Annotated in this window: 22 protein-coding genes and 3 pseudogenes; 9 read left to right on the top strand and 16 right to left on the bottom strand. The window is 39.6% G+C overall.

The annotated features are described in order from the left end of the window. Window positions 1-21: 21 nt before the first annotated feature. The 4 genes from bglX to MAQA_RS14880 form a co-directional block, all read right to left on the bottom strand. Entirely contained in the window at window positions 22-2,238 is a 2,217-nt protein-coding gene (gene bglX / locus MAQA_RS06780) for a beta-glucosidase BglX (protein WP_036072477.1), read from the bottom strand. Beyond that, the gene (locus MAQA_RS06785) at window positions 2,239-3,519 is read right to left on the bottom strand and encodes a PTS sugar transporter subunit IIC (RefSeq protein ID WP_036072479.1); all 1,281 of its coding nucleotides are present in this window, start codon (window positions 3,517-3,519) and stop codon (window positions 2,239-2,241) included. Window positions 3,520-3,614: 95 nt separating this feature from the next. Further along, on the bottom strand, window positions 3,615-3,812 hold the full coding sequence (locus tag MAQA_RS16595) for a helix-turn-helix domain-containing protein (protein ID WP_206537531.1): 198 nt from the start codon (window positions 3,810-3,812) through the stop codon (window positions 3,615-3,617). Between the two features lie 102 nt (window positions 3,813-3,914). Further along, window positions 3,915-4,445: a cupin domain-containing protein gene (locus MAQA_RS14880; protein WP_206537532.1), complete on the bottom strand. Its 531-nt coding sequence runs from the start codon at window positions 4,443-4,445 to the stop codon at window positions 3,915-3,917. A 222-nt stretch (window positions 4,446-4,667) separates the two neighbouring features. Between MAQA_RS14880 and MAQA_RS16600 the strand changes: the two are divergent. The 6 genes and pseudogenes from MAQA_RS16600 to MAQA_RS06820 all read left to right on the top strand — a co-directional run bounded on the left by MAQA_RS16600 (window position 4,668) and on the right by MAQA_RS06820 (window position 9,358). Beyond that, window positions 4,668-5,228 (top strand): annotated as a pseudogene (locus tag MAQA_RS16600) (TetR/AcrR family transcriptional regulator). A gap of 14 nt (window positions 5,229-5,242) precedes the next feature. Continuing rightward, window positions 5,243-5,584 (top strand): DMT family transporter, encoded by a 342-nt coding sequence (locus MAQA_RS06800; protein WP_036072481.1) that lies wholly within the window; start codon window positions 5,243-5,245, stop codon window positions 5,582-5,584. Further along, window positions 5,584-5,904: a DMT family transporter gene (locus tag MAQA_RS06805; protein WP_036072484.1), complete on the top strand. Its 321-nt coding sequence runs from the start codon at window positions 5,584-5,586 to the stop codon at window positions 5,902-5,904. The genes MAQA_RS06800 and MAQA_RS06805 overlap by 1 nt, the downstream gene beginning before the upstream one ends. A gap of 173 nt (window positions 5,905-6,077) precedes the next feature. Then, on the top strand, window positions 6,078-7,190 hold the full coding sequence (locus tag MAQA_RS06810; protein WP_036072486.1) for a D-alanine--D-alanine ligase: 1,113 nt from the start codon (window positions 6,078-6,080) through the stop codon (window positions 7,188-7,190). Between the two features lie 79 nt (window positions 7,191-7,269). After that, complete coding sequence (locus tag MAQA_RS06815) at window positions 7,270-8,628, top strand: UDP-N-acetylmuramoyl-tripeptide--D-alanyl-D-alanine ligase (RefSeq protein WP_036072488.1); 1,359 nt, start codon at window positions 7,270-7,272, stop codon at window positions 8,626-8,628. Window positions 8,629-8,665: 37 nt separating this feature from the next. Then, window positions 8,666-9,358, top strand: coding sequence for an alpha/beta hydrolase (locus MAQA_RS06820; protein ID WP_036072490.1), 693 nt, complete (start codon window positions 8,666-8,668; stop codon window positions 9,356-9,358). 38 nt (window positions 9,359-9,396) lie between these two features. Here MAQA_RS06820 and MAQA_RS06825 read toward each other — a convergent pair whose 3' ends face one another. Next, the gene (locus MAQA_RS06825; protein ID WP_036072492.1) at window positions 9,397-10,302 is read right to left on the bottom strand and encodes an ROK family protein; all 906 of its coding nucleotides are present in this window, start codon (window positions 10,300-10,302) and stop codon (window positions 9,397-9,399) included. 126 nt (window positions 10,303-10,428) lie between these two features. Between MAQA_RS06825 and MAQA_RS06830 the strand changes: the two genes are divergently transcribed. Continuing rightward, complete coding sequence (locus MAQA_RS06830) at window positions 10,429-11,133, top strand: MurR/RpiR family transcriptional regulator (protein ID WP_206537533.1); 705 nt, start codon at window positions 10,429-10,431, stop codon at window positions 11,131-11,133. On the opposite strand, the gene MAQA_RS14885 is transcribed toward MAQA_RS06830, so the two are convergent. Genes MAQA_RS14885 through MAQA_RS06840 form a run of 3 tightly spaced genes read right to left on the bottom strand, consistent with a single transcriptional unit; the run spans window position 11,130 to window position 13,935 of the window. Continuing rightward, on the bottom strand, window positions 11,130-11,357 hold the full coding sequence (locus MAQA_RS14885; RefSeq protein ID WP_206537534.1) for a hypothetical protein: 228 nt from the start codon (window positions 11,355-11,357) through the stop codon (window positions 11,130-11,132). The two genes, MAQA_RS06830 and MAQA_RS14885, sit on opposite strands and share 4 nt — an antisense overlap. A gap of 20 nt (window positions 11,358-11,377) precedes the next feature. After that, the gene (locus tag MAQA_RS06835; RefSeq protein WP_206537535.1) at window positions 11,378-12,478 is read right to left on the bottom strand and encodes a PTS sugar transporter subunit IIC; all 1,101 of its coding nucleotides are present in this window, start codon (window positions 12,476-12,478) and stop codon (window positions 11,378-11,380) included. Next, on the bottom strand, window positions 12,478-13,935 hold the full coding sequence (locus MAQA_RS06840) for a glycoside hydrolase family 1 protein (protein WP_036072495.1): 1,458 nt from the start codon (window positions 13,933-13,935) through the stop codon (window positions 12,478-12,480). Before MAQA_RS06840 ends, MAQA_RS06835 begins: the two co-directional genes overlap by 1 nt. A 531-nt stretch (window positions 13,936-14,466) precedes the next feature. On the opposite strand from MAQA_RS06840, the pseudogene cshA reads away from it, so the two are divergent. Further along, window positions 14,467-15,965 (top strand): annotated as a pseudogene (gene cshA, locus MAQA_RS06845) (degradosome RNA helicase CshA). A gap of 87 nt (window positions 15,966-16,052) precedes the next feature. Here the strand turns inward: cshA and MAQA_RS06850 are convergent. The 8 genes and pseudogenes from MAQA_RS06850 to MAQA_RS06880 all read right to left on the bottom strand — a co-directional run bounded on the left by MAQA_RS06850 (window position 16,053) and on the right by MAQA_RS06880 (window position 24,009). After that, window positions 16,053-16,694: a methyltransferase family protein gene (locus MAQA_RS06850; protein ID WP_036072497.1), complete on the bottom strand. Its 642-nt coding sequence runs from the start codon at window positions 16,692-16,694 to the stop codon at window positions 16,053-16,055. Window positions 16,695-17,260: 566 nt separating this feature from the next. Beyond that, window positions 17,261-17,989 (bottom strand): DUF981 family protein, encoded by a 729-nt coding sequence (locus tag MAQA_RS06855; protein WP_036072499.1) that lies wholly within the window; start codon window positions 17,987-17,989, stop codon window positions 17,261-17,263. Window positions 17,990-18,263: 274 nt separating this feature from the next. Next, entirely contained in the window at window positions 18,264-19,016 is a 753-nt protein-coding gene (locus tag MAQA_RS06860; protein ID WP_052008513.1) for a DUF3324 domain-containing protein, read from the bottom strand. Next, window positions 18,985-19,278 carry a DUF916 domain-containing protein gene (locus tag MAQA_RS13695; RefSeq protein WP_052008514.1) on the bottom strand — a complete coding sequence of 98 codons (294 nt, stop codon included), beginning with the start codon at window positions 19,276-19,278 and terminating at the stop codon, window positions 18,985-18,987. Before MAQA_RS13695 ends, MAQA_RS06860 begins: the two co-directional genes overlap by 32 nt. 55 nt (window positions 19,279-19,333) lie before the next feature. Continuing rightward, a pseudogene (locus MAQA_RS06865) lies at window positions 19,334-20,078 on the bottom strand (WxL domain-containing protein). Next, the gene (locus MAQA_RS14895) at window positions 20,062-21,072 is read right to left on the bottom strand and encodes a WxL domain-containing protein (protein ID WP_149023329.1); all 1,011 of its coding nucleotides are present in this window, start codon (window positions 21,070-21,072) and stop codon (window positions 20,062-20,064) included. Before MAQA_RS14895 ends, MAQA_RS06865 begins: the two are co-directional and overlap by 17 nt. Window positions 21,073-21,086: 14 nt before the next feature. Continuing rightward, window positions 21,087-23,051 (bottom strand): lectin-like domain-containing protein, encoded by a 1,965-nt coding sequence (locus MAQA_RS06875; protein ID WP_036072501.1) that lies wholly within the window; start codon window positions 23,049-23,051, stop codon window positions 21,087-21,089. A 292-nt stretch (window positions 23,052-23,343) separates the two neighbouring features. After that, window positions 23,344-24,009 (bottom strand): hypothetical protein, encoded by a 666-nt coding sequence (locus MAQA_RS06880; protein WP_036072503.1) that lies wholly within the window; start codon window positions 24,007-24,009, stop codon window positions 23,344-23,346. A 217-nt stretch (window positions 24,010-24,226) separates the two neighbouring features. On the opposite strand from MAQA_RS06880, the gene MAQA_RS06885 reads away from it, so the two are divergent. After that, the gene (locus MAQA_RS06885; RefSeq protein WP_052008515.1) at window positions 24,227-24,847 is read left to right on the top strand and encodes a recombinase family protein; all 621 of its coding nucleotides are present in this window, start codon (window positions 24,227-24,229) and stop codon (window positions 24,845-24,847) included. Window positions 24,848-24,879: the final 32 nt, after the last annotated feature.

Consider the following 24,879-nt stretch of genomic DNA (forward strand, 5'->3'; position numbering starts at 1 on the left):
GATCTGCACAGGCTCTTTTTTTTATTTTAGTGTAAATGAAGCTTGAAGTGTATCACGTGAATTTCGCCCAACAAATACGTTGAAATCTCCAGCTTCCACTGAAAAGTCCATGTTTTTCGTATAATAATAGAGGTCTTCCCGAGTTAATGTAAAATGGACAGTTGCTGATTCCTGAGCTTCCAAGTTGATTTTCTTAAATTTTTTCAATTCCCGATTAGGGCGAACGACAGACCCGACAATATCTTGGACATAAAGTTGAACCGTCTCAAGCACTGAACGCGAGGAATTATTTTTAACTTGGACACTTACCTGCAATTTTTCGGTCATTTCCACGTCATCTAACGCTAAATCTGAAAGTTCCACGTAACTATAACTTAAACCATATCCAAATGGATAAAGCGGCGCGTTAGGACTATCTAAGTATTTGGAAACAAAGCGTCCTGAGTGCGTTTTACTGTTGAGCGGCCGACCTGTTTGGAAGCCATTATAATAAATAGGCAATTGCCCGACTGAATAAGGAAAACTCATACTTAAGCGCCCGGATGGGTTGATTTTGCCAAACAAAATATCAGCAAGAACACGCCCGCCTTCAGTCCCAGGGAACCAGGCTTGTAAAATAGCGTCCATCTGCTTAGCTTCTTCCGTTAAAACAAGCGGCCGCCCACTGATCGTAATTAAAATGTTTGTTTTCCCGAGTGCAAGCATTTCCTGAATAAACTCTTTTTGCACATCCGGCAAAGTAATATCCGCTCTGCTGCCAGCTTCACCGCTTTGCATAGTGTGCTCACCCATCGCATAAATAATCACATCTGCCTTCTCTCCTTGTCGAAGTGCTTCCGCTAGCGCTTGCTCTCTTTTTGCTTGAGGCATTCGCATAAGCTGGTCTTTACTTCCCCCAAACTCACCGAGAAAACGGTAATCTGACAACATCTCACATCCCGCAGTATAGTGAAATTGTTCGCTAGAAACATGCTGACTGATAGCCTCCTTGATCGTTATGACGTCGCTTGTGTTCCCGTGAATCGCCCACAAGCCGATTAAATTTTGATTATCGCCATAAGGACCGACAAGTAAAATCTTTTGATGATTTTTAGCAAGAGGGAGGGTGTGGTTTTTATTTTCTAATAAGACGATCGACTGGGCAGCAACTTGATACGCCAAATTTCGATTTTCTTCCGTTAAAAGCATCTCCTGCTCCCGCTCGCTAGATGCCCCGCGGTAAGGGTCTTCAAACAGCCCCAGTTTATTTTTCAATTTCAAAACACGCCATACCGCATCATCGATCCGTTTAGAATCAAGCTTTCCTTCCCTAACAAGTGGCTCAAGCTGCTTTGCGTAGCATCCCGTTTTCATATCAATATCATTTGTTGCATTCATGGCCAGAAGTGTGGCTTCCTTTTCATCAGCCGCAATCCCGTGTGCTACAAGTTCTAGTACCGCGGCATAATCCGAGATGATCACGCCATCAAAGCCCCACTCATCTCGCAAGATTTGTTTGAGTAAAAATTCGTTTCCCGTTACAGGAATCCCGTCATAAGTATTAAAAGAAGTCATCACGAGCTCGCTTCCTGCCTCGACTGCCGCCTTATATCCTGGTAAATAGTCTTCTCGAAGGCGCCGCTCTGACATATCAACGGTGTTGTATTCCCGGCCACCTTCCGCCGCTCCGTATGCAGCAAAATGTTTGACGCAAGCCGCAATTCCAGTGATTTTTCCTAACTCCACATGTTGCAATCCCGTAACCATTGCGCGCGCAAAAGCCGCATTAAGTGTAGTGTCTTCACCCGTTGACTCTAGGCACCTCCCCCATCTGGCATCTCTAACAAGATCGACCATCGGTGCAAAAGTCACATGAACGCCAGAAGCTTTTGCTTCAGCAGCCGTCACCCGGTAAGCTTGCTTGATTAGATCAGGATTCCAAGTCGCGCCAAGCCCAAGGGGGATAGGGAAAACCGTCCGGTAACCGTAGACGATATCCGCCATAAAGAGAAGAGGGATTTTATGTCTGCTTTTTTGAAGCCACTTTTCTTGAATCTCCCTTGTCTTCTTTGCTCCGGCAACATTAAGAACAGATCCAGCTAAATCAACCGTCTCTTGCGTAATTCCTAATTTTTGCTTAGGCCCAACGGCTAGCGCTTCCTCACTACTAAAGAAATCCCCTGACAGTTGAATGAGCTGACCAACTTTTTCTTGCCACGTTAAATCTTTTAATAACTTTTTCAAATCTGCTTCATTCATTTACTTTTCCCCCTCGTTTGTAGCCGCCAATTCTTGCTCATAAGTTTTGTTATCTAGCCGTTTAAACCATGGATACCAGAGAATAGGAGACAGAATTAACTGAATGAATAACTGTAAAATGATAATTGAAAGGCTTCCCTGGACGGCAGCATGAAAACCAAGTGGTAATCCAAAAATTGCTTGTACACCGGTGAATTGGGCTACAATATGCCATTTTGTAAGCACATAAGCCAAAATAAGTGCGATCGTATTATTAGTAATAAAGGGAATCGCTAAATTGAAATTAAGAACAAGCGGTGTCCCGAAGATAACAGGCTCTGTGATTCCAAACAAACCCGGTATAAGCGCAATCTTTCCTACTTCACGATATTGCTTACTTTTAGCTCTTAGCATTAATAAAATGAGGCCAAGCGCCATACCACCGAAAGTAATAATGTTGAAAAAGGCTAAACCAACGATATTTGGAGGAACTTGCCCTGCTTGGATGGCATTTAAATTTTCTACATCCATAGACAGCCAAAGTGGCGTTACAAGCGGTAATATAACATTCGTCCCATGGATTCCAAAAAACCATAAAATTTGTTGAATTAAACTTAAAAGAATTACAGCACCAATTGTACCGCCAATTCCTTTCAAGGGTTCCTGAATAATCGAGTAAACGAATTGATGCATGCTACCAAAGCTTGTTAAACCAAATAAAAAGTCAATAATGATAAACAGTAGTCCAATTAGAATGGTCGGAATAAGAGATTCAAACATCCGAGTGACCATCGGTGGGACACCCGCTGGCATTTTAATGGTCCATCCCTTACGTTTAATGAGTAAATAAAGCCGGGCGCTAACAATCCCGATGATAAGCGCAGAAAACACACCTTGCGCGCCGAGCCAAGTGGACGGAATGGCAGAAGCTTTATCTACGGTTTGACCAATCGGTGTGATTATTAGAAAGCTCATCAATGCGATAATTCCCGCTGAGATCGGGTCTTCATCCCGGTCGAGACGACGTACTAGATGATAGGCCATAAGGACAACGATATAAATTGCCATCGCTCCAATAGTGACGGTGTTTACTTTACCGAGCAACTCAGTCACTTGCGTTAAATTTTTAAGGGAAGGCACCATATTCATTAAAACAGTAATTAAAACTGCGATCGAACCGATAAAAATGGGACCGAGTGTCGACATCATAGCACCAGAAATCGCTTGTAGATAAGCATTGCTCCCCATTTTATCAAACCACGGATTGATTTTGTTAAAAAATTGGATGATTTTCTCTTTCATTACTAAACCCCCTGTTTGAACTTATTATAGCTTTATTATATAGAAGATAGCGTTTTCATTTCGTGCCGTTTTTTGACAGGAAATCGGAAAAAATTTTACCTTTTAAAGTATTGCTTCCGATATTGCTGAGGGGAGGTGCCGTAATGTTTGGTAAAGGCATTATAAAAAGATTTGACAGTCGAAAAACCGCTATCAAGCGCAATTTCAAGAATCGTATGGTCGGTATCTCTTAACTTCGAATAAGCTTCGAGCAAACGAATTGAGCTTAAATATTCGCTAAAAGAAACGCCCATAAATTTTTTTATAAAAACGCGAAAAATAAAGAAGGATTATAGTTGAAATGTTCAGCTACAGATGTGAGAGAGAGCCGTTCCTTGTGATGAGTGGCAAGATAATCATTCACTTTTTTTTAACTTAGGGAGGTGCTTGGCCGACTCAATCTCCTTAATTCCTGCAAGCGGCACGCAAAAGTTCTTGGTCAGTTCAGCAATGAGCTCGTAAACACTTGCTTTTGTCGTCAGCCGGTCCCACAAATTTTCTTTTGACAGTTGTTTTTTGATCCGCATAAGTATTACCTTAAGTTCAGGAGTTGCATTCTGCGGAGTCAATTTGTATAGAAACCGATTGCCGTACTGGCTTTCCGTTGCATCTGCCAAAAAATCAAGGGGAATTTGAATTGCTAAACATTTTCCAGGGAGTGGACTTCGTGAGGAATGAATAATATTTGAATTGATGAATAAAACATCTTGTTCGGATAAAGAGAAGCGTTTGTTTGGAAACTGCACTTCTAACTTTCCAGATAAACAAAATAAAAGTTCTACACTGGCATGCCAATGAGGCGGAATCAGCCGGTCTGAACTTTTAGTGTTAAAAATAAAAATTTTGAAAGGAAAATTCATAGTAGGAATAATCGCTTCATGATACACATTTGTTTTTTTCGATCACTTTTTACACCTCTACTTATCATTGGTAAAATCCGAAGTGAACTTATGCTGTATCTCCAGTTTAAATTATATACAGAAGTGAAGCGAAAGACAATTTTATACGTGTCATCTGATTTTAAGGAAACAAACTACTTTACCTTTAGTTGTTTTTTTGTTATATTATAACTAACGAACGTTAGTTAACCTAAATAAGGAGGAATCGAGATGTCCAAAGAAACGCTGAAAAAAAGCGGCCCTAACACTTTTTTCAGAAAAAGGCTACGATGGAACAGCTCTTTCTGAAATTGCCAAAAGAGCAGGAATTAAGACACCTTCGATTTATGCACATTTTGAATCTAAAGAAGAACTTTATTTAACGATTTACCGTGAAGTTATGCACGAAGAGCTAGTCAATGTTAAAGCGGAAAAGCGAGAGGATTATGCGTCAGCTGAGGAGTATCTCAAAGCTTTTTTTTTATGCAGCAACTGATTTTGAACGAGACCCAGAAGTGCGGCGCTTTTTCCAGCGATCCATTTATTATCCACCTGTTTCCTTGAAAGACAAAATGAAGGAAGAATTAGCGAGATATGAAACACAAGCTTTTGAAAAAATCGCAGTATTGTTAGATGAAGTTACACACGATGAAGCCAAAAAAAACACGCTGGATTCGAGTTTTTTATGCTTTCTTGGATGGCCTTGGTGTGGAACATGAACTTTACGACTTAGAGGAATTTGAAAAACGTAGAAAATCAGCTTTTGAAGCTTTGGTTTTACTTTTAAATTAAAGGAGAAGATAGTTATGCAATGGTTTTATTTAGTTTTAGCCGGACTCTCTGAAATCGTCTGGGCTTTTGGACTTAAAGAATCACATGGATTTACAAAATTAGATTTCAGTTTGCTTACAATTGCCTTTTTGATTGTTAGTTTCGGTTTATTCGCCTTAGCGATGCGAACGATTCCTATTGGGACAGCTTATGCGGTGTTCACAGGGATTGGTGCTGCTGGAACGGCGGTCGTTGGTATTCTTTTCTTAAATGAACCAGCGGGACTATTTAAAATCATTTCATTAGTCGTTTTAATCTCAGGGATCATCGGACTCAAACTTGTCGATGATGGCGGCGGAAAGGAAGGAGAAAAATAATGGCATGGATCTATTTAGTGATAGCGGGTCTTTGTGAAATGTGTTTTGTTGTTACCATGAAGCTTTCACAAGGCTTTAAAAAACTTTGGTTCTCGGTTTTAACGATTCTTTTCATGTGCGGAAGTTTCTTCTTGCTTTCACACGCGTTGAAGACAATTCCGATTGGAACAGGCTACGCGATTTGGACAGGAATCGGGGCAGTCGGAAGTGTTATCATGGGGATGCTTCTCTTTAAAGAAAAGAAAAGCGTTATGAAAATTTTCTTTATTGCCATGATCATCGCTGGGGTTATTGGATTAAAACTATCTGCAGGAGCATAGAAGCGAAGCAGCAAAAACTTTTGAAGTGAACAATTCGTTCCATTCAAAAAATTTTTTGCTGCTTTTTTGATTGGAAGCTGAAAGCATTTGCTTCGTGCCATTTTTAAGAAATTGCTTTTAATCTAACAGAAACGTGGTAAAATAGACTACAGAAAAGAATCCGGAGGGATACCATGAAAACAAAGTTAATTTTACTTTATGGCGGAAAATCGGCCGAACATGAAGTATCGTTGCAAACGGCACTTTCTGTCATTAACGCACTTGATTTAAATAAATTCGAAGCACTACCTGTATACATAACCAATGACGGTGACTGGATTCAGGGCCCAGAGATTACGCATCAATTAGATTTTTCGGATCAATTGCGTTTCTCGCCTGAAGAACAGCTGCGTTTAGCGGAAAAAGAAGACGAAGTTTCCTCAGGATTTTTGATCAGTCCAGCTGATGTAACAGAAGAGCAAGAGAATACAGTGGTGTTTCCGTTGCTCCATGGACCAAATGGGGAAGACGGCACTGTGCAAGGGCTTCTTGAAGTCTTGAATCTTCCTTACGTTGGAAACGGCGTGCTTGCTTCAGCGGCTGCGATGGATAAAATTGTGATGAAAAAAGTTTTTGCTGATGCGGGGATCCCGCAACTTCCAGCTGTCGCTGTTCGCTCAATCGATTGGAAAAACTTCCGCGAGGAAATGGTTGCGGATATGGAAGAAGCACTTACTTATCCGATGTTTGTGAAACCTGCGAATCTTGGTTCAAGCGTTGGAATTAGCAAAGCAGAAAATCGAGATGAACTTTATCAAGCGATGGACGAAGCTTTCCTATATGACCGCCGCGTTGTTGTGGAACAAGGAGTGGTCGCTCGTGAAATTGAAATGGCGGTACTTGGAAACGATACGCCCGCTTGTTCCGTTCCTGGCGAAATTTTACCGAAGGGTTCAAAGGCTGTTTTTTATGATTATAAAGCGAAATATCAAGATAATGATACAACACTCGTGATTCCAGCAGAAGTAAGCGAAGAAGTAGAAAATAAGCTGAAAGAATATGCGATTCAAGCTTTTCTCGGACTTGATGCAAGTGGTCTTGTCCGCGCCGATTTCTTCGTAACAGAACAAGATGAAATCTTCTTAAATGAAGTGAATACGATGCCAGGATTTACGCCTGTAAGCATGTATCCGCTACTCTGGCAAGCAAGTGGCATTTCTTATAGTCAGCTGATTGAACAGTTAGTGGAACTTGGACTAGAACGTCATGAAGCGAAGAACCAGTTGAAATACCGTTTAGACGATTAAAACCAGAAAAAGTAGTTTGAATTTATTCAAACTGCTTTTTTCAAGAAGGAAAGTTGGGGCGAAATGAAAAAAAACGCTTTTGGAGATTGCGACTTTAATCAATGCGCAATTAAATCAAGCTCAATTTAATGAAACGAAAGTGACAGGGGTCTGCTTTGATACTCGTCAAATGAAGCAAGGAGATTTGTTTGTTCCATTTGTTGGGGAAACGAGAGATGGGCATTCCTTTGTGCGCGAAGCAGTTAAAGCAGGTGCTGCTGCAAGTTTTTGGCAAATGGATGTGCCAAATCCGCCAGCAGATGTGCCGCTGTTACTGGTTGAAAATACTTCGGATGCTTTTGAACGATTTGCCAAAAAATATCTTGCGGAAGTCGCACCAAAAGTAGTCGCGATTACAGGGAGCAATGGTAAAACAACAACCAAAGATATCACACGGGCGATTATGGAAAGTCGCTATAAAGTCCATGCAACAAGTGGGAACTTTAATAACCACATTGGCTTGCCTTATACGATTTTGACAATGCCAGAAGATACGGAAGTTGCGATTTTAGAAATGGGAATGAATCATCGTAACGAAATTGAAAAGCTAACTCAAATTGCTTGTCCAGATATTGCAATCATTACAAATATAGGCGAAGCGCACATCGAATATCTCGGTTCACGAGAAGAAATCGCAAAAGCAAAACTTGAGATCATTCTTGGATTAAAACAAGAAGGGCTTTTGATTTATCCGCATGAAGAGACGTTAATCAAGCAAAATTTACCTAAAAACGTTCAAACGGAAACTTTTGGGCGGGAACATACGGCGGACATCTACCCACTTACTATTGCTACGGAAACGGAAGGAACGAGGTTCACTACGAATTTGGACCCAGAAACTTCTCTTTACGTGCCTATCATTGGGGAACACAATGTATTCAACACAATGGCTGCGCTACTCGCTGCGCGTAAGCTCGACATTGATTCAGCAACAGCGAAAACCGCTTTAAATGGGATGGAACGATCTAAAAGCCGACTAGAGTGGCTTGAATCGCCTCGTGGAACGAAAATCTTGAATGATTCCTACAATTCGAGTCCAACTGCTTTAAAGGCTGTGCTTAAAACCTTTATGAATATGGAAGCAGATGGAAAACGCAAAATAGCGGTTGTGGCGGATATGTTGGAACTTGGAAAAGATGCGGAGAAATTTCACCGTGAATCGGGTGAAGTGATTGAAGCGAAAAAGCTAGATGAAGTTTTTGCGTATGGGGAAAAGATGCAGGCTTTTGTGGAAGCTGCTAGCGAACGAATAGGTGCGGATCATGTCCATTATTTTACTTCGAAGGATGAACTTGAGAAAGCTTTGCTTCAAGCAGTGACAGGGGACGAATGGGTGCTTTTTAAAGGTTCTTATGGAATGGGCTTGAAAGATGTCGTAGAAAAACTTATGATAGGGTAAGATGATTTTACGATGAAAACAGGAGTTGACAATCAAAATGGTTGCATGTTTGTGTATTCACGGTTATATGGGGACGCCGGATGAATTAAAGCCGCTTGCGGATTACTTAAAAAAGCATACCGATTGGGATGTACTGACACCGACGCTTCCTGGCCATGATAAGCCATATCATTTACGAAATGCGACTTATCAGGACTGGATTGTTTTCATGGAAAGTATTTTGACACAGCTCCTAAAAGAAGACGAGGAAGTTTATTTAATTGGGTTTTCGATGGGCGGCTTGCTTGCTGGTTGGCTCGCAAGACATCATCCAGAGGTGAAAAAGCTTGCTCTTCTTAGCACCTCAGTTCATTATCTGGACTGGCCTAACCTAGTGGATAATAAGGGACAGCTGTTCGTTGAAGTGAAGGATCAGAAGCTCAAGAATAGTTCGGTTTTTAGTCGCTATTTTAAACGCTTCACGGATGTTCCGAGTCAGTCGAAAGCGCAGTTTGCTAAGATGGTCATGCAAGCTAAGCCGGCACTTGCTCATCTTGAGATTCCGACTTTTATTGCACAGGGCGGGATGGACGCTGTGATTTCTGCGAAGCAAAGCGTCGATTATTTGATGGAGACTATTCCAGGGCCGAAGCGGTTATTCGTCATGGAAGAAGCAGGGCACTTGCTCTGTCAGGATAAAGACCGGGAAGTTTTGTTTGAAAACTTGTTGGATTTCTTGAAAGAAAACTAAAAGCGAGCCGTTAAAAAGTTCTTTTAACGGCTCGCTTTTCATTTGGAATGGGTGACTTTGAAATGATAATAAGCGCCTAGCAGGTTGGCGTTATTTCCGAGGCTACTTAGTTCAACACAGGGTTGGATCGTTTCAAGTATGGTATCACCCAGATGGGAAAGAGGTAAAATGAGTTTTTTTAGGCTGGCTTGTATGTAATCAAGCAGAAGTGGCTGAGAGCTGATGCCTCCACCGATGACGATTTTGTCAAGATCAAGAGTGGCTTGGAGGTTCCAGATTTGAACAGCAAGGGAATCTGTGAAACGCTGCATGATGGAGATGGCATCCGAGTCACCATTTTGCAAGGCTTCGAAGAAAAGTTCTCCAGATAGTTGTTTTAAATCAAGTTGTTTAGCTTCGGCGAAAGGACGAAGCAAGGCCTGGATACCATTTCGGGTGACGAGAAAATCGGCTTTTTCTAAATCGGTGCTCGTTTTGAGTAATGAAAGTTCGCCTGCGGATTGGTGTGTGCCGGATAGGACTTTTCGATTTAGCATAATGCTACCGCCGACGCCTGTTCCAAGGACGAACATTGCCCCATTTTGGATGTTCTTAAGCTGACCTTCGTTCATTTCGCCGATGATTGCGGCTTTGGCGTCATTGTGGACAGCTACTGGTAAATCAAAATAAGAGTTGAAGAGCTCTAGTAGATTTTCTTTATGGATGAACTGCAAGGAACCGCCATGAAGGGCAAAGCCGGTTTCAGGGTTGATCACGCCCGGCATGGAAATGGAGACACCGGAAAGTGCACAGGGCACGTTATGAAGGATTTCTACCATTTCTTGCCGAAATTGTTCTTTGAGTTTTGGGGTTTTGAATTTGTTAACATTTCCGAGTTTCCCGTCTTGAACGAGTGCGTATTTCACGAATGTGCCGCCAACATCGAAAACAAGAATATTGGACATTATTTTTCCTCCTTCACATTATCTGGACTTCTTGTGGCTTTTTGATATAATGAATGCAATGATTTTGACAGGAGAAGATAGCAATGTTAGAAAAAATTTCAATGGTACACCAGTTATCGGATTCGGATGAAGCGTTGCGCGCCTTTATTTTTAAAAAATCCAGAGCAAATTTTTAAACTCTCTGCTCGGGAAATTGCGGCTAAAATTCCTTGTTCACCCTCTACTGTAACACGTTTTGTGAAAAAATGTGGTTTTCTCTCGTTTCATGATTTTCAAATTTATATTCGAAATGAAGTGGAAAGCATTATTGAAACGAGTATGACGAATCGGATTTTCTTGGAGCAGATTTTTGTCGACCAAGTGTTTGAAGCCGATATCAATGAGCAAATCAAACGAGTGGGTGAGGTGTTTCGCACGGCGAATTGGATTTGCTGCATTGGCATGGGTTCTTCAGGGATCATGGCTGAATATGCTGCACGGAAGCTCAATATGATTGGTCTTAAGGCACTTTCGTCTAATGAACCCTATGCACCGTTTTTAAAGCAAGAAGCTAAGGAAAGTGGCAATGTGGTCTTGCTTTTCTCAAGTTCCGGTGAAACACGTGAAATGGTAGAACTTGCACAGCTTCTTAAATCTTATGATAAGTTGATAATTAGTGTGACGAATTCGAGCGATAATTTGCTAGCGAAGTTGTCCTCGATTAATTTGTGCTACTACACAGAAAAACAACGTCTGTCTTATCAGTTTGACTTATCTTCACAGGTTCCTGTTGTCGCATTGATCGAATATTTAGTGGCTTATTGTTACAACTTGCAAGCAGCAGAAAATTAATTTTCTGCTGCTTTTTCTTGTTCGAGAATGGCTTCTTGTTGGCATTCTTTTTTATCAGCCATTCGAAAGAACGGGTACCAAGTTAGGACATTGACAATAAGTAGAACGATGAAAACAAGTAGATACGGGAGCCCACCTTTTAGGAACATTACAATAGGAGCGGGGGTCGTAAATGGCATGGCGATCAGTGGGTTATACTTCGAAAAATCAAGGAATGACATCATACCCCAAGCAATTCCTCCCATTAGGCAGGTGAGATGACCATTGGAATGAAGAAAAATGGATTTAGCATTAGTGGCATTCCGAAAATAAGTGGTTCGTTAATGTTGAAAATGACAGGTGGCCCCGCTAGTTTGAAAAGTTGCTTGTAGCGCGCTGATTTCGCACGGAACATGGAAATAACGAGTCCATAAGTCGCGCCTTGCCCACCAAAACCATTTCCGCAGACGTAAGAGACAACGGCCATAGCAAGGTAAGGCAGTTCTTGATGGTGTTGAAAAGCGACCATGTTTGCTGTCATATTCGCTGTAAGTGTTGGCATGACGACTCCGTAAACCATGTTTGGATGGATACCAAAAAACCAAAGCAAGTTAGCGATTGTAAAAATGAGAATGATCGCGACGGGAGACGCGGTCAAGTGCTGTAGTGGCGCTTGTACGAGCATCGTGATGAATGCGAAGATATTTTCAAACGGTGTGTAGGAAAATAGTACGCGAATGATGAAGAAAATAACTAAGATGATACCGGACAAAATCGCGGGACTTAAGGATTCGGATACATTTGTTGGAACAGAATCGGGCATTTTGATGGTAATGTTTTTCTTGATGAGATAGGAATAAAGTAAGCCAACGAGATAGCCAACTAAAATGGCAACGAAAAGTCCAGAACCGCCTGTATAGATCATTTGGAAAGCTTCTACGTTAGAGCTTGATTTAATTAAGGCTTCTGCCGGGAACCTCGTGATGTTTTCTCCTAAAATGTAAGTTTTGATTGCTTGGGGCATTAAAAGGAAAAATGCTGCTATAGCAAGCAATCCTGCTGGCATTGGATCGTGGCCATCTTTTTTAGCGTAGATGTAAGCAAAGTTAAAGACGACATATACGGAAAGCAAGTTGATCGTTGCTCCAAGTGCCGCATTAAAATGTGCGGTTAGGCCGATATTTTTGAGCAATTCAATCCAAGCGGGAATCGGGAAGTTCCCAATAATCATCAGGAGCGCAACGCCCAGTGTGATGGGCGTTGTGCGCATGAAGGCTTCTGCAAGCGCGCTGAAAAATTTGCTGCGGTTCATTCGGGCTGCAATAGGACCGATAAATTTGTTTAAGAAACGTTCGAGTTTTTCCATCAGTCATTCTCCTTTTTTGTTAAACTGGCGCCGTTTGTAGCGATTACTTCTTGGTACCAGTAAAAACTATCTTTTTTGTAGCGATTCAGGGTTTTTTGAGAGGTTTCGTCGCGGTCGACGTAAACAAAGCCGTAACGTTTCTGGTAGCCATTTAACCAACTGAGTAGATCTGTGAAGCTCCACGAACAATAGCCTAAAACTTGTACGCCATCGGTTATTGCTGCTTGAACTTCTTTTAAATGTTGTTTCAAATATTCGATGCGATAAGGATCGTGGATTTCCCCGTTTTCAAAGTGATCGTATTCGCCAAGGCCGTTTTCGGTAATTAAGACTGGTAACGCATAGCGGCTTTCTATTGTGCGAAGGGCTGTGCGAATGCCGATTGGGTCGATCGTCCAGTCCCAGTTCGTTTGCTTGAGGTAAGGGTTTTTTGTGAACGCACTGACAGAAGGAATGGTGATGGAGCGACTCGTTCCTTTTTTCCCGAAATGGTTCATTTGCATATCTTGGGCAGAAAGAGTCATTGTATCACTTTTTGTGACGGTGGCGGATTGATAATAATTCAGTCCAATAAAATCTGGTTTTCCTCGTGCTAAAAGCTCATTGTCCGCTTCGCTTGGTTCTTTCATGACACCAAGTGTCACAAATTGTTTTAAGACAGTTCGAGGATAGTGACCTTTTGCATATACATCTAACCAAAAATAATCCATCAGCTCTTCGGTATCTATTTTAGCGAGCACATTTTCAGGATCAGCATCTAAAGCATAGATGGGGCTGAAATTAAAACTCGGCCCGATTTGTCCCGGGTAATTCCCATCATGAAATGCAGCAATCACAGATGCGTTTGCGAGGTTCGCGATATGATTGGCCTGCAGCATGCGCTTTAAGTTTTTCACTTTCGGTGGATGAAGGGCAAGAAGGTAGCCATGTGTGATGAAAACATTTTGTTCGTTTAAAGAAATCCAGTATTTCACACGATCCGAAAAAGCTTCAAACAGCACCTTCGCGTAGTTGGTGAAATCTTGAATGATTTCTCGAGATTCGAATCCACCGTATTCCTCTTGCAAAGCTTGTGGTAAGTCCCAGTGATAGATCGTAACAATGGGTTCGATTTGATGCTTTACGAGTTCATCAATTAGCGAATTGTAAAAATCTAGTCCTGCTTGATTGATTTCTCCTTTACCATTTGGGAAAATCCGCGACCAAGATACAGAGAAGCGGTATGCTTTTAGACCTTGCTCAGCCATTAGTGCGACATCTTCTAAGTAACGGTGATAATGGTCAACCGCGATGTCGCCAGTAGTATTTTGGAAAGTTGTTCCAGGTTTTTTTACAAAGGTATCCCAGACAGATGCTCCCTTTCCGTCTGTCTTATAAGCGCCTTCAATTTGGTAAGCAGCAGAAGCGCTCCCCCATAAAAAATCATTTGGAAATGCGTCTAAGTGTTTATGTTTCATGGTCATCCCTCACTTCATCGGTTTGTATTACTCTTTTATCATAGAAGATTATATTTGATAATGTAAGCGCTTTTCTTGCTTGTGCAACGCATTTCAGGAATTTGAAACAGAAAAACGGAAAATCTATAGGTAAAACGATCAAGAAAAGTAAAATTTGCTAGTTTTTCCGTATATTTGAATTCGCTTTCTTTTTTTTTATTCGCGAAAACGTCGTAAAAACTAGGTTTTCAGATTGAAATGGAAATGGATTCATGTTATGATGTCTATTAGATGTTTATTAGGTTTTATATGTATAGCCTAGTGAGTTAGAGGGCTTTTTTTTATTTGATACGTCGAATTGTAGATTTCGGAGCGTTTTGGAAATTGCCAAGTGGTGAATAATTCAAAAAGAAATCATAGTTTAGTAACCGGATGAATGAAAGTGATTGAATCATTTTCATTTTTTATGTAGATCATAAAGATTCATCATAAGCGTATGATGAGGATAAAGCTCTCCTGCAAAAACTTTAAGAAAGTAAAGGAGAAATGACATTGACAAAGTTTTCAGAGTTTGGTCTGGACGAAAAAATTGTAAAATCTGTTGAGAGAATGGGGTTTGAAGAGGCTACGCCAATTCAAGAAAAGACGATTCCGATTGGCCTTGAAGGAAAAGATTTAATTGGACAAGCGCAAACGGGGACGGGAAAAACGGCTGCGTTTGGTCTTCCAATGATTCAAAAAATCGATCAAAAGAATTCTAATGTACAAGGATTAATTATTGCACCGACACGTGAACTTGCGATCCAAGTTTCGGAAGAACTATACAAATTAAGTTATGATAAGCATGTACGAGTACTTGCTGTTTATGGCGGTTCAGATATCAGCCGTCAAATTCGTTCGTTAAAGAAAAACCCACAAATTGTTGTCGGAACACCTGGTCGTATTCTTGACCATATTAATCGGCGTACGCTGAAGCTTGACCATGTTGAGACACTTGTGCTCGACGAAGCAGATGAAATGCTTAACATGGGGTTCATTGATGATATTGAATCCATTTTGAAAGAAGTGCCAGATGAACGTCAAACTTTACTATTTTCTGCAACGATGCCGGATCCGATTCGTCGTATTGGAGAACGCTTCATGCATAGTCCAGAACTTATTCGTGTTAAAGCGAAGGAAATGACTGCTCTTTTGATTGAGCAATTTTTCATCAAGGTACATGAAAAAAGAAAAAATTTGATGTACTAAGCCGTTTGCTTGATGTGCAATCCCCTGAGCTTGCCATTGTATTCGGACGGACGAAACGCCGTGTCGATGAGCTTTCGCGTGCACTTGATATGCGCGGTTATGTAGCTGAAGGGATTCATGGTGATTTAACACAGGCGAAACGAATGAGTGTACTTCGCAAGTTTAAAGAAGGAAAAATCGATGTTCTTGTTGCAACGGATGTTGCGGCTCGTGGATTAGATATTTCGGGTGTGACGCACGTTTATAACTATGATATTCCGCAAGACCCGGAAAGCTATGTGCACCGGATTGGTCGTACAGGTCGTGCCGGAAAAGAGGGTATGGCGATTACATTCGTACAACCACGTGAAATGGGTTACCTTCGCACAGTGGAGCAAACTACGAAGAAAAGAATGCAACCTCTTAAGCCACCAACTTGGGATGAGGCTTTTGCTGGTCAACTTCGTGTTGCGACAGAAAAAATCACAGAAATTATCACTGAAGAAAATCTAGCGGACTATAAAGCAGTCGCAAATGAATTGCTTGAAAACTATGATGCGACTGATATTGCGGCGGCGATGCTTAAGATGCTCGCAAAAGAGCCCGATCAAACACCAGTTCACATTACAGAAGAGCGCCCACTTCCTTCTCGTGGTGGAAAAGGCGGCGGAAAAGGGAACTACCGTGGCGGTGGCAAAGGCAATTATCGCGATCGTAACAATAGCGGCAAGGGACGACGCGGTTCAAGCAATGGTTCGCGTGATCGTCGCGGCGGCGGAAAAGGCAATTACTATAAGAAATCAAATAATAACAACAACAAATAAAAGTTGTATGTAAAATGAAAAAGCAGTAATTTAAGGAATTAGTTCCTCAGATTACTGCTTTTTGTTTGGGCAGCATACTTAAAAAGGCTACCAAATAAAGGGAATCAGTTTTTTCGTGTTCTTTTGATAGTCCTCGAATTGTTTTCCGTATTTATCAAGCAGATAGTTGTCTGCATTTGGAATATAAGAGAACATAAAAAGTAAAAGCAAGAAGACAGGAATTGTGAGGGCCCACCAGTTTAAAGTCACAAGAGCAAATCCTGCTACCCAAAGAACGTCTCCGAAATAATTAATGTGGATGGCATATTTAAAAAATCCGCCGGTATAAAGCTTTCCTTTATTAGCTGGATTATCCTTGAAAGGCTTTCGCAATAGTTCAGAAGTGGTATTAACGAAACTGCCAATCAAAAAAAGAGCGATGCCGATCAAATACATGCTCAAGTTGAAAGAACTGTGATCGTAAATTGCAAATAATGGAAAACCAATATAATAAATAGCAAATGCCGTGCTATTTCCAATCGCTTCTTTCCAACTAATTCCTCTAGGAAGCCAAATAAAACTCATGGCATTGAGGCGAATAAAAGTAATCAATAAAAATAAATAAAGTGTATAACTTAAATAACTAGCTAAGTCTGATCTGACGATTAAGTAAACTGCAAGCGTTAAGTAAACGAGTTGTATGATTAATGTAAACCACTTCGATCCAAGCGTTTTTTTGTTTGATTCCATACATATTTCTTTTCCCCCTTTATCTCTCAGTTTGTCATAGTAAAAGGAGATTTTCAACGGAAAAGGGAGAAAATTAAAATAGAAAAGGATGGGGCATTAACCTTAACTAAGTATGAAAACAGGGGTGAAAATCAAAAAAGATTTTCTCGCCCTTTTTTTTGAGTTTATGTAGCTGGGGCTATATCGGCATATTTTCGTAAATTAATAAGTCTAGTTCATTTCTCACCTATGCACGGATAAGGAAGTAAAACGCAAATGAGCAGCCTTCAGATAGGCGCACGATCTATCGACATCTGTTTGTTGTTGCCGATATGGGCGGTCTACAGAGGAACGCGTTCCTTCTCATCAAGTACCTAGTTTCACTTCTATATCTATTATCTGTAACAACATTCGAGGGATTCGGAATAAATACTGACTTACACTAGAACAGGTGCATTAGTTTTAGAAAAGAGTCTGGACATAAATTTTTAGCTAAACATGAAAATCGGGTAGAAAATCTTTTTTTTGATTTTCTACCCGGTTTTTTTTGGCAACTGGGATTTATGTCTCAGTTTTTTTTAAATAGATTATTTCATTGTATTTACGATCAAACCGATATGAGTAAAGTAATTCATAACGCCAAAGGCAACGAAGATGATACCTGCGACAAGCCAAAGTGTCTTCACAGTTTTTACTAGTCCTGCTGCAGGATTCTTCTTTAAGATTAGTGGGAAAAGCACAGCGCCAAGTCCGGTAATGGCGTATAGCAGAGAGATGAAGCTTGCTTCAACAAGAGGATAGTCCGCTAGAAGACCGGAAATAGGTTCTTCTTTCGGTGCGGCAAACAGTTGAAATGTAATGCCTGCGATTCCAATTGCGATAAGTGCAAGCCCCATAGCAGCCCCAAAATAGGAAAGGGGTTTTAAGAGTCCGGGTAAATCCTCTTGAAGACGTTTAGCAATTAATTTATCATTTCTTGCATCGAGTTTTTCGTCCCGCACGTAAACGTGATTACGTCTATGAAGTAAATAAGCAGCGGCAAGAAGCAAAATGCCAAATGCAAGGACAGGTTCACCAAAAATGATATCATCAAATGGAAATCCGATTTTGGAAAGTGGCCATGTAAGTGACATATGAGCACCTGTCAGAGTTAAAATGAATCCAGGGATGGCAAATCCGACAACCCAACTGTCAATTTGTCCGATTTCCTCTTTTTGAAGTTTTCTCCCAAATTGTAAGATAAGTAATAAAGCAATCCCTGTTGCAACCGACATAATGGTATTGTAAACTGCCGTGTTCGACCAATCAATAACCATTTGTCATTCCCCCCTTTTTTATTGAAATAATATTCATTTATTACTATAACACCGTTTGGAAGGGTTTTCTTGTGTTTTGTTTGGGAAAAAATACACAAGTGAAAATAAACTCTATCAGGAAAAACTGGGGAAGTAGTAGAAAATGAGTTTTAATATAAAGAGGAATTATGAATAAGAAAAGTGCTTAATATTTTTATAAATAGAAGAAGAGGATAAAAATTAGGGAACTAATTTTTATCCTCTATAACAAATGAATTTTGATGATATAAGTTTTTTAGATTTGTTCTTTGTTCTTGCGTTTGCGGCGTACAAAAAATAGAATAGCTAGAAGCAAAATCAATAGACCAGCCCCAGATAGGCCAAGAATAAGCCAAATATTTGAATGTTCTAAGCCAACCGCTTCTTTATTAATTGCTTTTGCGCTATCACCAATTTCGAAGTTTTTCTCGAATTTCCACTTATGACCTGATTGATCTTTTGCTGTCATACTAAGATGATATTTTCCAGCTTTTAATTCTTCATCATTCCAAGGAATGGAGAAATCATAGTTAGAGTTTGGTGCCATAGATTGATTTTCTTTTGTCACTTGGTGGAGGACTTTTGTATCCTGAGCTTTTGTGACTTTAGCGTTAATCTTCATGTTTGAGATAATGACAGGTGTCGTATTTTGTAAATTGGCATTTACGACAGTATGATAATTTTCAAGACCAGCTTCTATTTGATTCAATTTAAGTTTTGGAGAAACAGATTTGTCATTTTCAGAAAGTCGAACACCGATAACATAAGAATAATCATTTTTTATTTGAACAGAAGAATCTTTATCTTTATCCGTATCAGCTTGTTTTTTGTGGATATAAAAACCACCTAATAGGATACCATCCAAATCTTTTTCTGGCATGGTTACTTCATAATCGACATCTTTTTTCTCTTTTGCGTTTAGTGTGACGATTTTTTCTCCTGTAACAAGTTTACTAAAATCGTGCTTTAAGCTTGAGTCAGTTTTTTTTCTTAGACGAGCTATAATCAATTACACCATTGCGATTAGTGGTTGCTGTATTCGGAGAGACTTCTATTTGAACTTTTTCATCAGCATTATTTTCAAAGTGAAGTGTCAATTTTTGCTTTTGTCCTGGTTTCATTCGTAGATCAAAATATGTCTTTGTTTTATCAACTTGATTATCTGGAATAATTGCTCGTACACTATAATTCATATCTGCAGCAAAACCTGTGTTTGGCAAGAAAGTGAGAGTTACTAAAATCCCCATTAACATCAAAAATAATTTTTTCATTTGTTTCTCCTTTCAAAAAGAACAATAGTTTGGTTGTTTTTTCATGAAATGATATTTAGGAAATGGGTGCGTCTGTTAATTCCCAATTGATTGTTGCTGTATAATCAACATCAGCATCAGCAGTTCCTGGCAGTACTTTTAGCGTTACATTTTCATTTTTTTTCAGCAGTTCCTGAAAAAACGTCTACCCATGTTCCGCGACCAGTATCTTTTTTGGCATTCATCATGATTTGAGCGTCAGCATTATTAAACGTGACATCTTTTGTGTCTGGTGCTTCAGAGATGTTAGCGCTTTGTGTTTTAGCTTGTCCATTTTTAAAGCTTAGCTCAGCGCCTTTTAATACTTTGTTGCCGTCGGTCGATTTAAACTCTGAAGCTTTAGCAGTTAATGTCCATCCAGCTCCAGTACCACGATTATCTGTAACTTGAACAAAAGGATTTTCATTTTGTGCATAATAAGTCATTGTATTTGAAGAAATTGTTTGTGTTCCAAATTCTATATTCGATACATAGTCAATTGAGAGTGGACCACTATTTCCTGTTCCCGGATTTTCTGGATCAGTTGGATCCACTGGGTTTGGCGGATTTGGATTGTCAGGATCAGTTGGATCAATTGGTGTTGTAGTGCTTTCATCTGCTTCAAACACAATATGATTTTTTGATGTAGCATCACTTACAGATGCTGCATAAGCAGCAGGTGTTACTCCGAATGAAATTAGAAGTCCTAGTCCAGCAGTAATTGTTACTATTTTTTTATTCATTTTATTCTCTCCCTTATTTTGATTAAGCATTTGGTGCATCCACCAAGCTCCAATTTAATGTTGATGAATAGTCACCTGAGTAGTTTCCAGCAGGAACAGTTAGCTTGATTTCTTGATTGTTAAACAAATCTTCCCAAGTGCCCATCCCTGTTTTTTCATTGGCTTGCATAATGATAGCACTACCGCTTCCATCGGCAGCAAGTGTAGAAGCAAAATTATTTGGTGCATCTGAAACATTCCCAGCTGTTGTTTTTAGTTCTCCTTTTGGAATCGTAAGTTCAGCTCCCTTTAATACTTTTGAAGCATCCGTTTGATCTTTAAATTCACTAAGTGCCACTTGAAGTGTCCAACCTTGACCTTCGCCACGACGGTCAGTCACTTGTACATTTGGATTTTTTGCAGTTGATGTATAAGTTTCTGAAGTAGACGAAATTTGGTGCGTTCCAAATTCAAATGGTGTGACATTATCGATAGTTAGGCTACCCGTGTTTCCAGTACCACCACCTGGTTCACTTGGATCGATTGGATCAACTGGAGTAGTTGTATCACCTGCTGTTAAACTAACAAAAGCATGCGAATTAGCAGTATTCGTTTCTTCTGCGAAAACTTGTGCTGCGGGGCTTGCGACGATAGCGCTCCCTGTGATTACTGTTGCAATTACTAAATTTTTCATTTTCATTGTGTTTTTTCCTCTTTTCTTTTTTTTGTTTTGGATAAAGTAGATACTAATCAGAATCATGCCGATAGAAGGGAGGGGAGACTCGGCTTTATCACCTGTTTGGGGCAGGTGAGATATTGATGCTGTTCCACTTGAATTCCTTTTTTCATTTTCAATAGTTTTATTTGTTGATTTAGAAGGATAGGTTGCATTTTTATTCTTTTCATGTTGTGCAGAATCATTCTCCTCATCCCCACTGATAAAATGGATTCCTGCATGACTCTCTGCATGACTTACTGGATTATTAGCAAACACAGAAGTAGGAGAAATAAAGAATAAAGCACAAAGACTAATTATGAACAATGTTTTTTTCATTCTCTATCTCCTTTCTAAGAATTGGGGGTATCTTCTAAAGTCCACTCTACTTCACCAGCATAGTTTCCTTTATATAACCCAGGATTTAAATTAAGTGCAAGTCCCTGATTAGTATTCCAATCAACGACGTGCTCGTTTGTATCCCCGCTCGTTCCTGAATCAATAAGCACTGATTCATTTTCTGAAAGTGTTTGTCTTGAACCATCTGAGCCAATATAAACTAATCCATTTGGGATAGTATGCTTGCCATCAACAGTTGTCATTTCTTTCTTCAATTTTGCGCTAAGTTTCCAACCACTTCCCGCAATTCGAGTATCACTAAATTTAAGACTTCCAGAGGAAACTGGAAAGAGGGTAGTGTTACTTGTTGGAACTGTTAAATCACCAAATGAGAAGTTAGGGATGTCTAAAAAGGTTAAGGTACCATCAACTGCAACAGTTAATTCTTCTACATTAGATGTTGCGTGATCACTATCAACTGCATAAACTTTTACCGCATGTGTGCCTGTGTCAAGTTTTAGTTTTGTTGAAAAGTCGTGCTTACTTCCTACAGGAACGTTAGCGAGATTTTCTGCAAATTTGACAGCAGGAGCGTTGTCCACTTGGTAATAAAGACTTACACTATCACTATCACGATCAAGCCAAGAACCACTTAAAATGAGTTCATCATCATCCTTTAAAGAAACCTGGTTATTAGCATCTTTTAATGTGAGGTTTGGCGGTGAATTACTTGAAATGGTGTATTTCATTTCATCACTGTGCGCAATAAAATTACTCCCTGTTACAACATCAGTATGGGTTACTTCATAATCTTCCTTAACTTGTTTTGCTTGTACATCAAAAACGATTTTTTCAAAATTGTTGTCTGTGCCAAGATCATCTAGCATTATCTGAAGCGAGTTATCATTCCATGAATCATCTGGCAAAGCTTTTTCTTTCCCATCTGGAGTAATTAGCTTCAATGTGCCTGGGACATAGCTTAAATTAGCATCTAAGTTTTTAGTAAGAACAGGATGAGTCCAGTTTACTTTTCCATCTTTATAAGAAGTTGTAATTTCATGCGTTAGCGTATCCCCTGCATAAACTTTTTTTCCAGTCACATTTTGATGGTCCGCTTTTGTGAAGGCCTCTTCATGGACAGTACCATCAACAAGACCCGGAACATTTTCAAAGACTATCCGATTTTGAGCATAACTGTCATCAGTTGACCCTGTGAATCCCCAGTATACACTTGTTGTTCCAAAAACATCAGCCACATTAATTGGAATAGTAATAGGTGCGAGTGAATCAAATTGATAAGTTAATGTGGATGCACTTGCGTTCCAGTTCATTTGAAAGTGATGCCATTTATCATCTGAAAGATATTGATTTTCTGGATATTGTAGGTCATTGTGAATCAATTTCCTATAAGAACTTCCGATAAGAGAGCTATGGTCATAATAAGAAGATTCTTTACCAGGGAAATTCCAAGCAATATGATTTTTCTTTTTGGAAATATCCATATCAAAGTCATCGTTGTAGTGTGTATCAAACTCAATAGCTACAGAATTCATGATCGCAAGACCGAATTCCCCACGTTTGGTTGAATCCCAAACACCAAGCCGTTCACCTTCACCTGTTCTAAAAGCATTGTTTTTATTTGGATCAGCCTGTAACACAAAAGCCATACCATCTGCTGCTTTACTTTCTTTATCGCCGAAGTACATATACATGGATGAAGAAAAATCTTTTGTTAGATCCATCATATTGTTATCTGTATTCCAAATGGCACCGGCTTGTCTCTTTGTATCATTTGTCACTTCAACAATGTCAAGATCATCACCGCTTATAACAGAACTGTTTGCACCGGCTGGAACTTGGAAAATTCCTTCTGTCTTAATTCCGGTTGGTGGGTTGTTGGCTTCATTTGCGAAACTAACTTTAGGAGCACTGATAAATAGTGCAGTAACAATAAGAAAACCAAAAACTATTTTTTTCATTTTCCCCCTCCTTTCAAAAATTTATCAATTTGTAAAGAGTTCTACAGATGATTGGTTCGAATGTTGTTATCAATTCCTTGTTGCAAAATAAATTATATCGGGTTTTTTTTGATGCGACAGACAAAAAATAAGTTATAATAAAAGCTTTTTTGTCTGTAGCTATATAAACAATAGATAATGAATGAGGACGGTTATAAAAGAAGTAGAGAACTAGGGCGGATAGGGGGATTTTAGTGAATATAAAAAACTGACAAGTGCCATCGCGGCACTTGTCAGTTTTTTTCTTATGGAACTAGAAGTCCCAATAAGCGCTTGTGTAATTTGTAGCCATTGTATCACTATTTGAACCAAGAAGTGGTTCTTGAATTGGATCCCATGGAGCCATTGAGCGTCTAAGTGCTGAGTGGAATACATAACCTTGTGAGTTCCCTTGGATTAGACGCATTGGATAAAGCTTTTGTACATTCCCATAATTAATGGAGATATCTGCGTTTACTTCGCCGTGAACTAGCCAAAATTCTTTTGGTGTTTTAAAAGCGATTCTAGTCCCGTTAATAGTAATATCTTTTTCCGAATAAGTGAACCAACGATCTCCTAAAAGCCCTTTACGTTGTACGCGACCACTGATGTTTTCTTTAAATGAAGGTTGTTTAGCAATAGTGGCAAATTCTTGTGGTAACTCAATTGTTAAATAGGAATTGTCACCATCAACAAAACCAGTGTCGAATGACCGGTAGTGCAGATCGATATAGCCTGTTTCAAAACCAGGAATTTCCTCCTTGTCATAGTAAGGAACAATAGAACCTGTCAAGTTTCCGTTTGCGGTAACAACAAGTGTTCTTGATTCTGGTTCCTCCTTATTTACTGCCTTTTTGGCGCTAACAGATGCTGGGGCAAAAATAAGTGAACAACCGATCATTAATCCCATTGCGCCAATAAAAATTTTTTTCTTAAGCATTAAAAATCCTCCTTTGTTTTGTGTACTTGTGGAGTTTAGCATGATTATTATCTTGTGTGCTAAAAAATAGATAAATGTTCACAAAAAATACACAAATAAGTTAGAATTGTCTGTTTAGGATACATGTAAAGTAAACACTTTGTTTTTTGTTGGATTTTCTATTCTAGTTTGTGTAAAATAGATGAACCGGCATTATGGGGGGAAGAAGGAATGATCATTGCATACACAGAACTCGACAAAAAAAATTCGAAGAGAAAAAAGACAGATTTATGATTTTTTTTCTCGGGGAGCAAAGCATGTTTTTATTGAACAGCATCACGGAGAACGCACAGAATTTACGAAAGCTTTAAAACTAATCACGGCTGGTGACCATCTTATGGTAGAAACTATGGATCAGCTTGGGAGAAATTATCAAGAACTTATAACAGTTGTTAAGACTTTAAAAGAAAAAAAAGCTAGCTTATTAGTTACAAGCATTCCGCTACTTAGCCGACCTATAGTAGACTTCAAGGTATCGCAATTTGTAGAAGAACTACTTATTCAGCTATTAAAAGATATGAAAGAGCGTGAGAAGCTTGAACATAAACGTAGGCAAGCAGAAGGTATCCAAGCGGCAAAAGAAAAGGGGGTATATAAAGGCAAGCCCACTTTATATGCGGCGGATGCAAAAGATCCAGAAAAGCGTTCTGCTTATTATAATATTGTCAAAATGCTAAAAGAAGGGGAACCAATTCAAAAGATTGCACGACAGCACCAAATTGCGCGGACAACTGTCTATCGGATAAAACAAGAATTAAACCAACTTGAAAAAGATGGGGATGCCTGTCAATTCGATTAAAAAAGCCGGAAGGAAAATTTTCCTTCCGGCTT

The organism is Listeria aquatica FSL S10-1188, assembly GCF_000525795.1.
Lineage (GTDB): Bacteria > Bacillota > Bacilli > Lactobacillales > Listeriaceae > Listeria > Listeria aquatica.

Bases quoted from the DNA above. Each gene is read 5' to 3' on its own strand.
- bglX (WP_036072477.1), bottom strand. From the start codon at position 2,238: ATGAATGAAGCAGATTTGAAAAAGTTATTAAAAGATTTAACGTGGCAA.
- MAQA_RS06785 (WP_036072479.1), bottom strand. From the start codon at position 3,519: ATGAAAGAGAAAATCATCCAATTTTTTAACAAAATCAATCCGTGGTTT.
- MAQA_RS16595 (WP_206537531.1), bottom strand. From the start codon at position 3,812: ATGGGCGTTTCTTTTAGCGAATATTTAAGCTCAATTCGTTTGCTCGAA.
- MAQA_RS06800 (WP_036072481.1), top strand. From the start codon at position 5,243: ATGCAATGGTTTTATTTAGTTTTAGCCGGACTCTCTGAAATCGTCTGG.
- MAQA_RS06805 (WP_036072484.1), top strand. From the start codon at position 5,584: ATGGCATGGATCTATTTAGTGATAGCGGGTCTTTGTGAAATGTGTTTT.
- MAQA_RS06810 (WP_036072486.1), top strand. From the start codon at position 6,078: ATGAAAACAAAGTTAATTTTACTTTATGGCGGAAAATCGGCCGAACAT.
- MAQA_RS06820 (WP_036072490.1), top strand. From the start codon at position 8,666: ATGGTTGCATGTTTGTGTATTCACGGTTATATGGGGACGCCGGATGAA.
- MAQA_RS06825 (WP_036072492.1), bottom strand. From the start codon at position 10,302: ATGTCCAATATTCTTGTTTTCGATGTTGGCGGCACATTCGTGAAATAC.
- MAQA_RS06830 (WP_206537533.1), top strand. From the start codon at position 10,429: ATGAAGCGTTGCGCGCCTTTATTTTTAAAAAATCCAGAGCAAATTTTT.
- MAQA_RS14885 (WP_206537534.1), bottom strand. From the start codon at position 11,357: ATGATGTCATTCCTTGATTTTTCGAAGTATAACCCACTGATCGCCATG.
- MAQA_RS06835 (WP_206537535.1), bottom strand. From the start codon at position 12,478: ATGGAAAAACTCGAACGTTTCTTAAACAAATTTATCGGTCCTATTGCA.
- MAQA_RS06840 (WP_036072495.1), bottom strand. From the start codon at position 13,935: ATGAAACATAAACACTTAGACGCATTTCCAAATGATTTTTTATGGGGG.
- MAQA_RS06850 (WP_036072497.1), bottom strand. From the start codon at position 16,694: ATGGAATCAAACAAAAAAACGCTTGGATCGAAGTGGTTTACATTAATC.
- MAQA_RS06855 (WP_036072499.1), bottom strand. From the start codon at position 17,989: ATGGTTATTGATTGGTCGAACACGGCAGTTTACAATACCATTATGTCG.
- MAQA_RS13695 (WP_052008514.1), bottom strand. From the start codon at position 19,278: ATGAAAAAATTATTTTTGATGTTAATGGGGATTTTAGTAACTCTCACT.
- MAQA_RS14895 (WP_149023329.1), bottom strand. From the start codon at position 21,072: ATGAAAAAAACATTGTTCATAATTAGTCTTTGTGCTTTATTCTTTATT.
- MAQA_RS06875 (WP_036072501.1), bottom strand. From the start codon at position 23,051: ATGAAAAAAATAGTTTTTGGTTTTCTTATTGTTACTGCACTATTTATC.
- MAQA_RS06880 (WP_036072503.1), bottom strand. From the start codon at position 24,009: ATGCTTAAGAAAAAAATTTTTATTGGCGCAATGGGATTAATGATCGGT.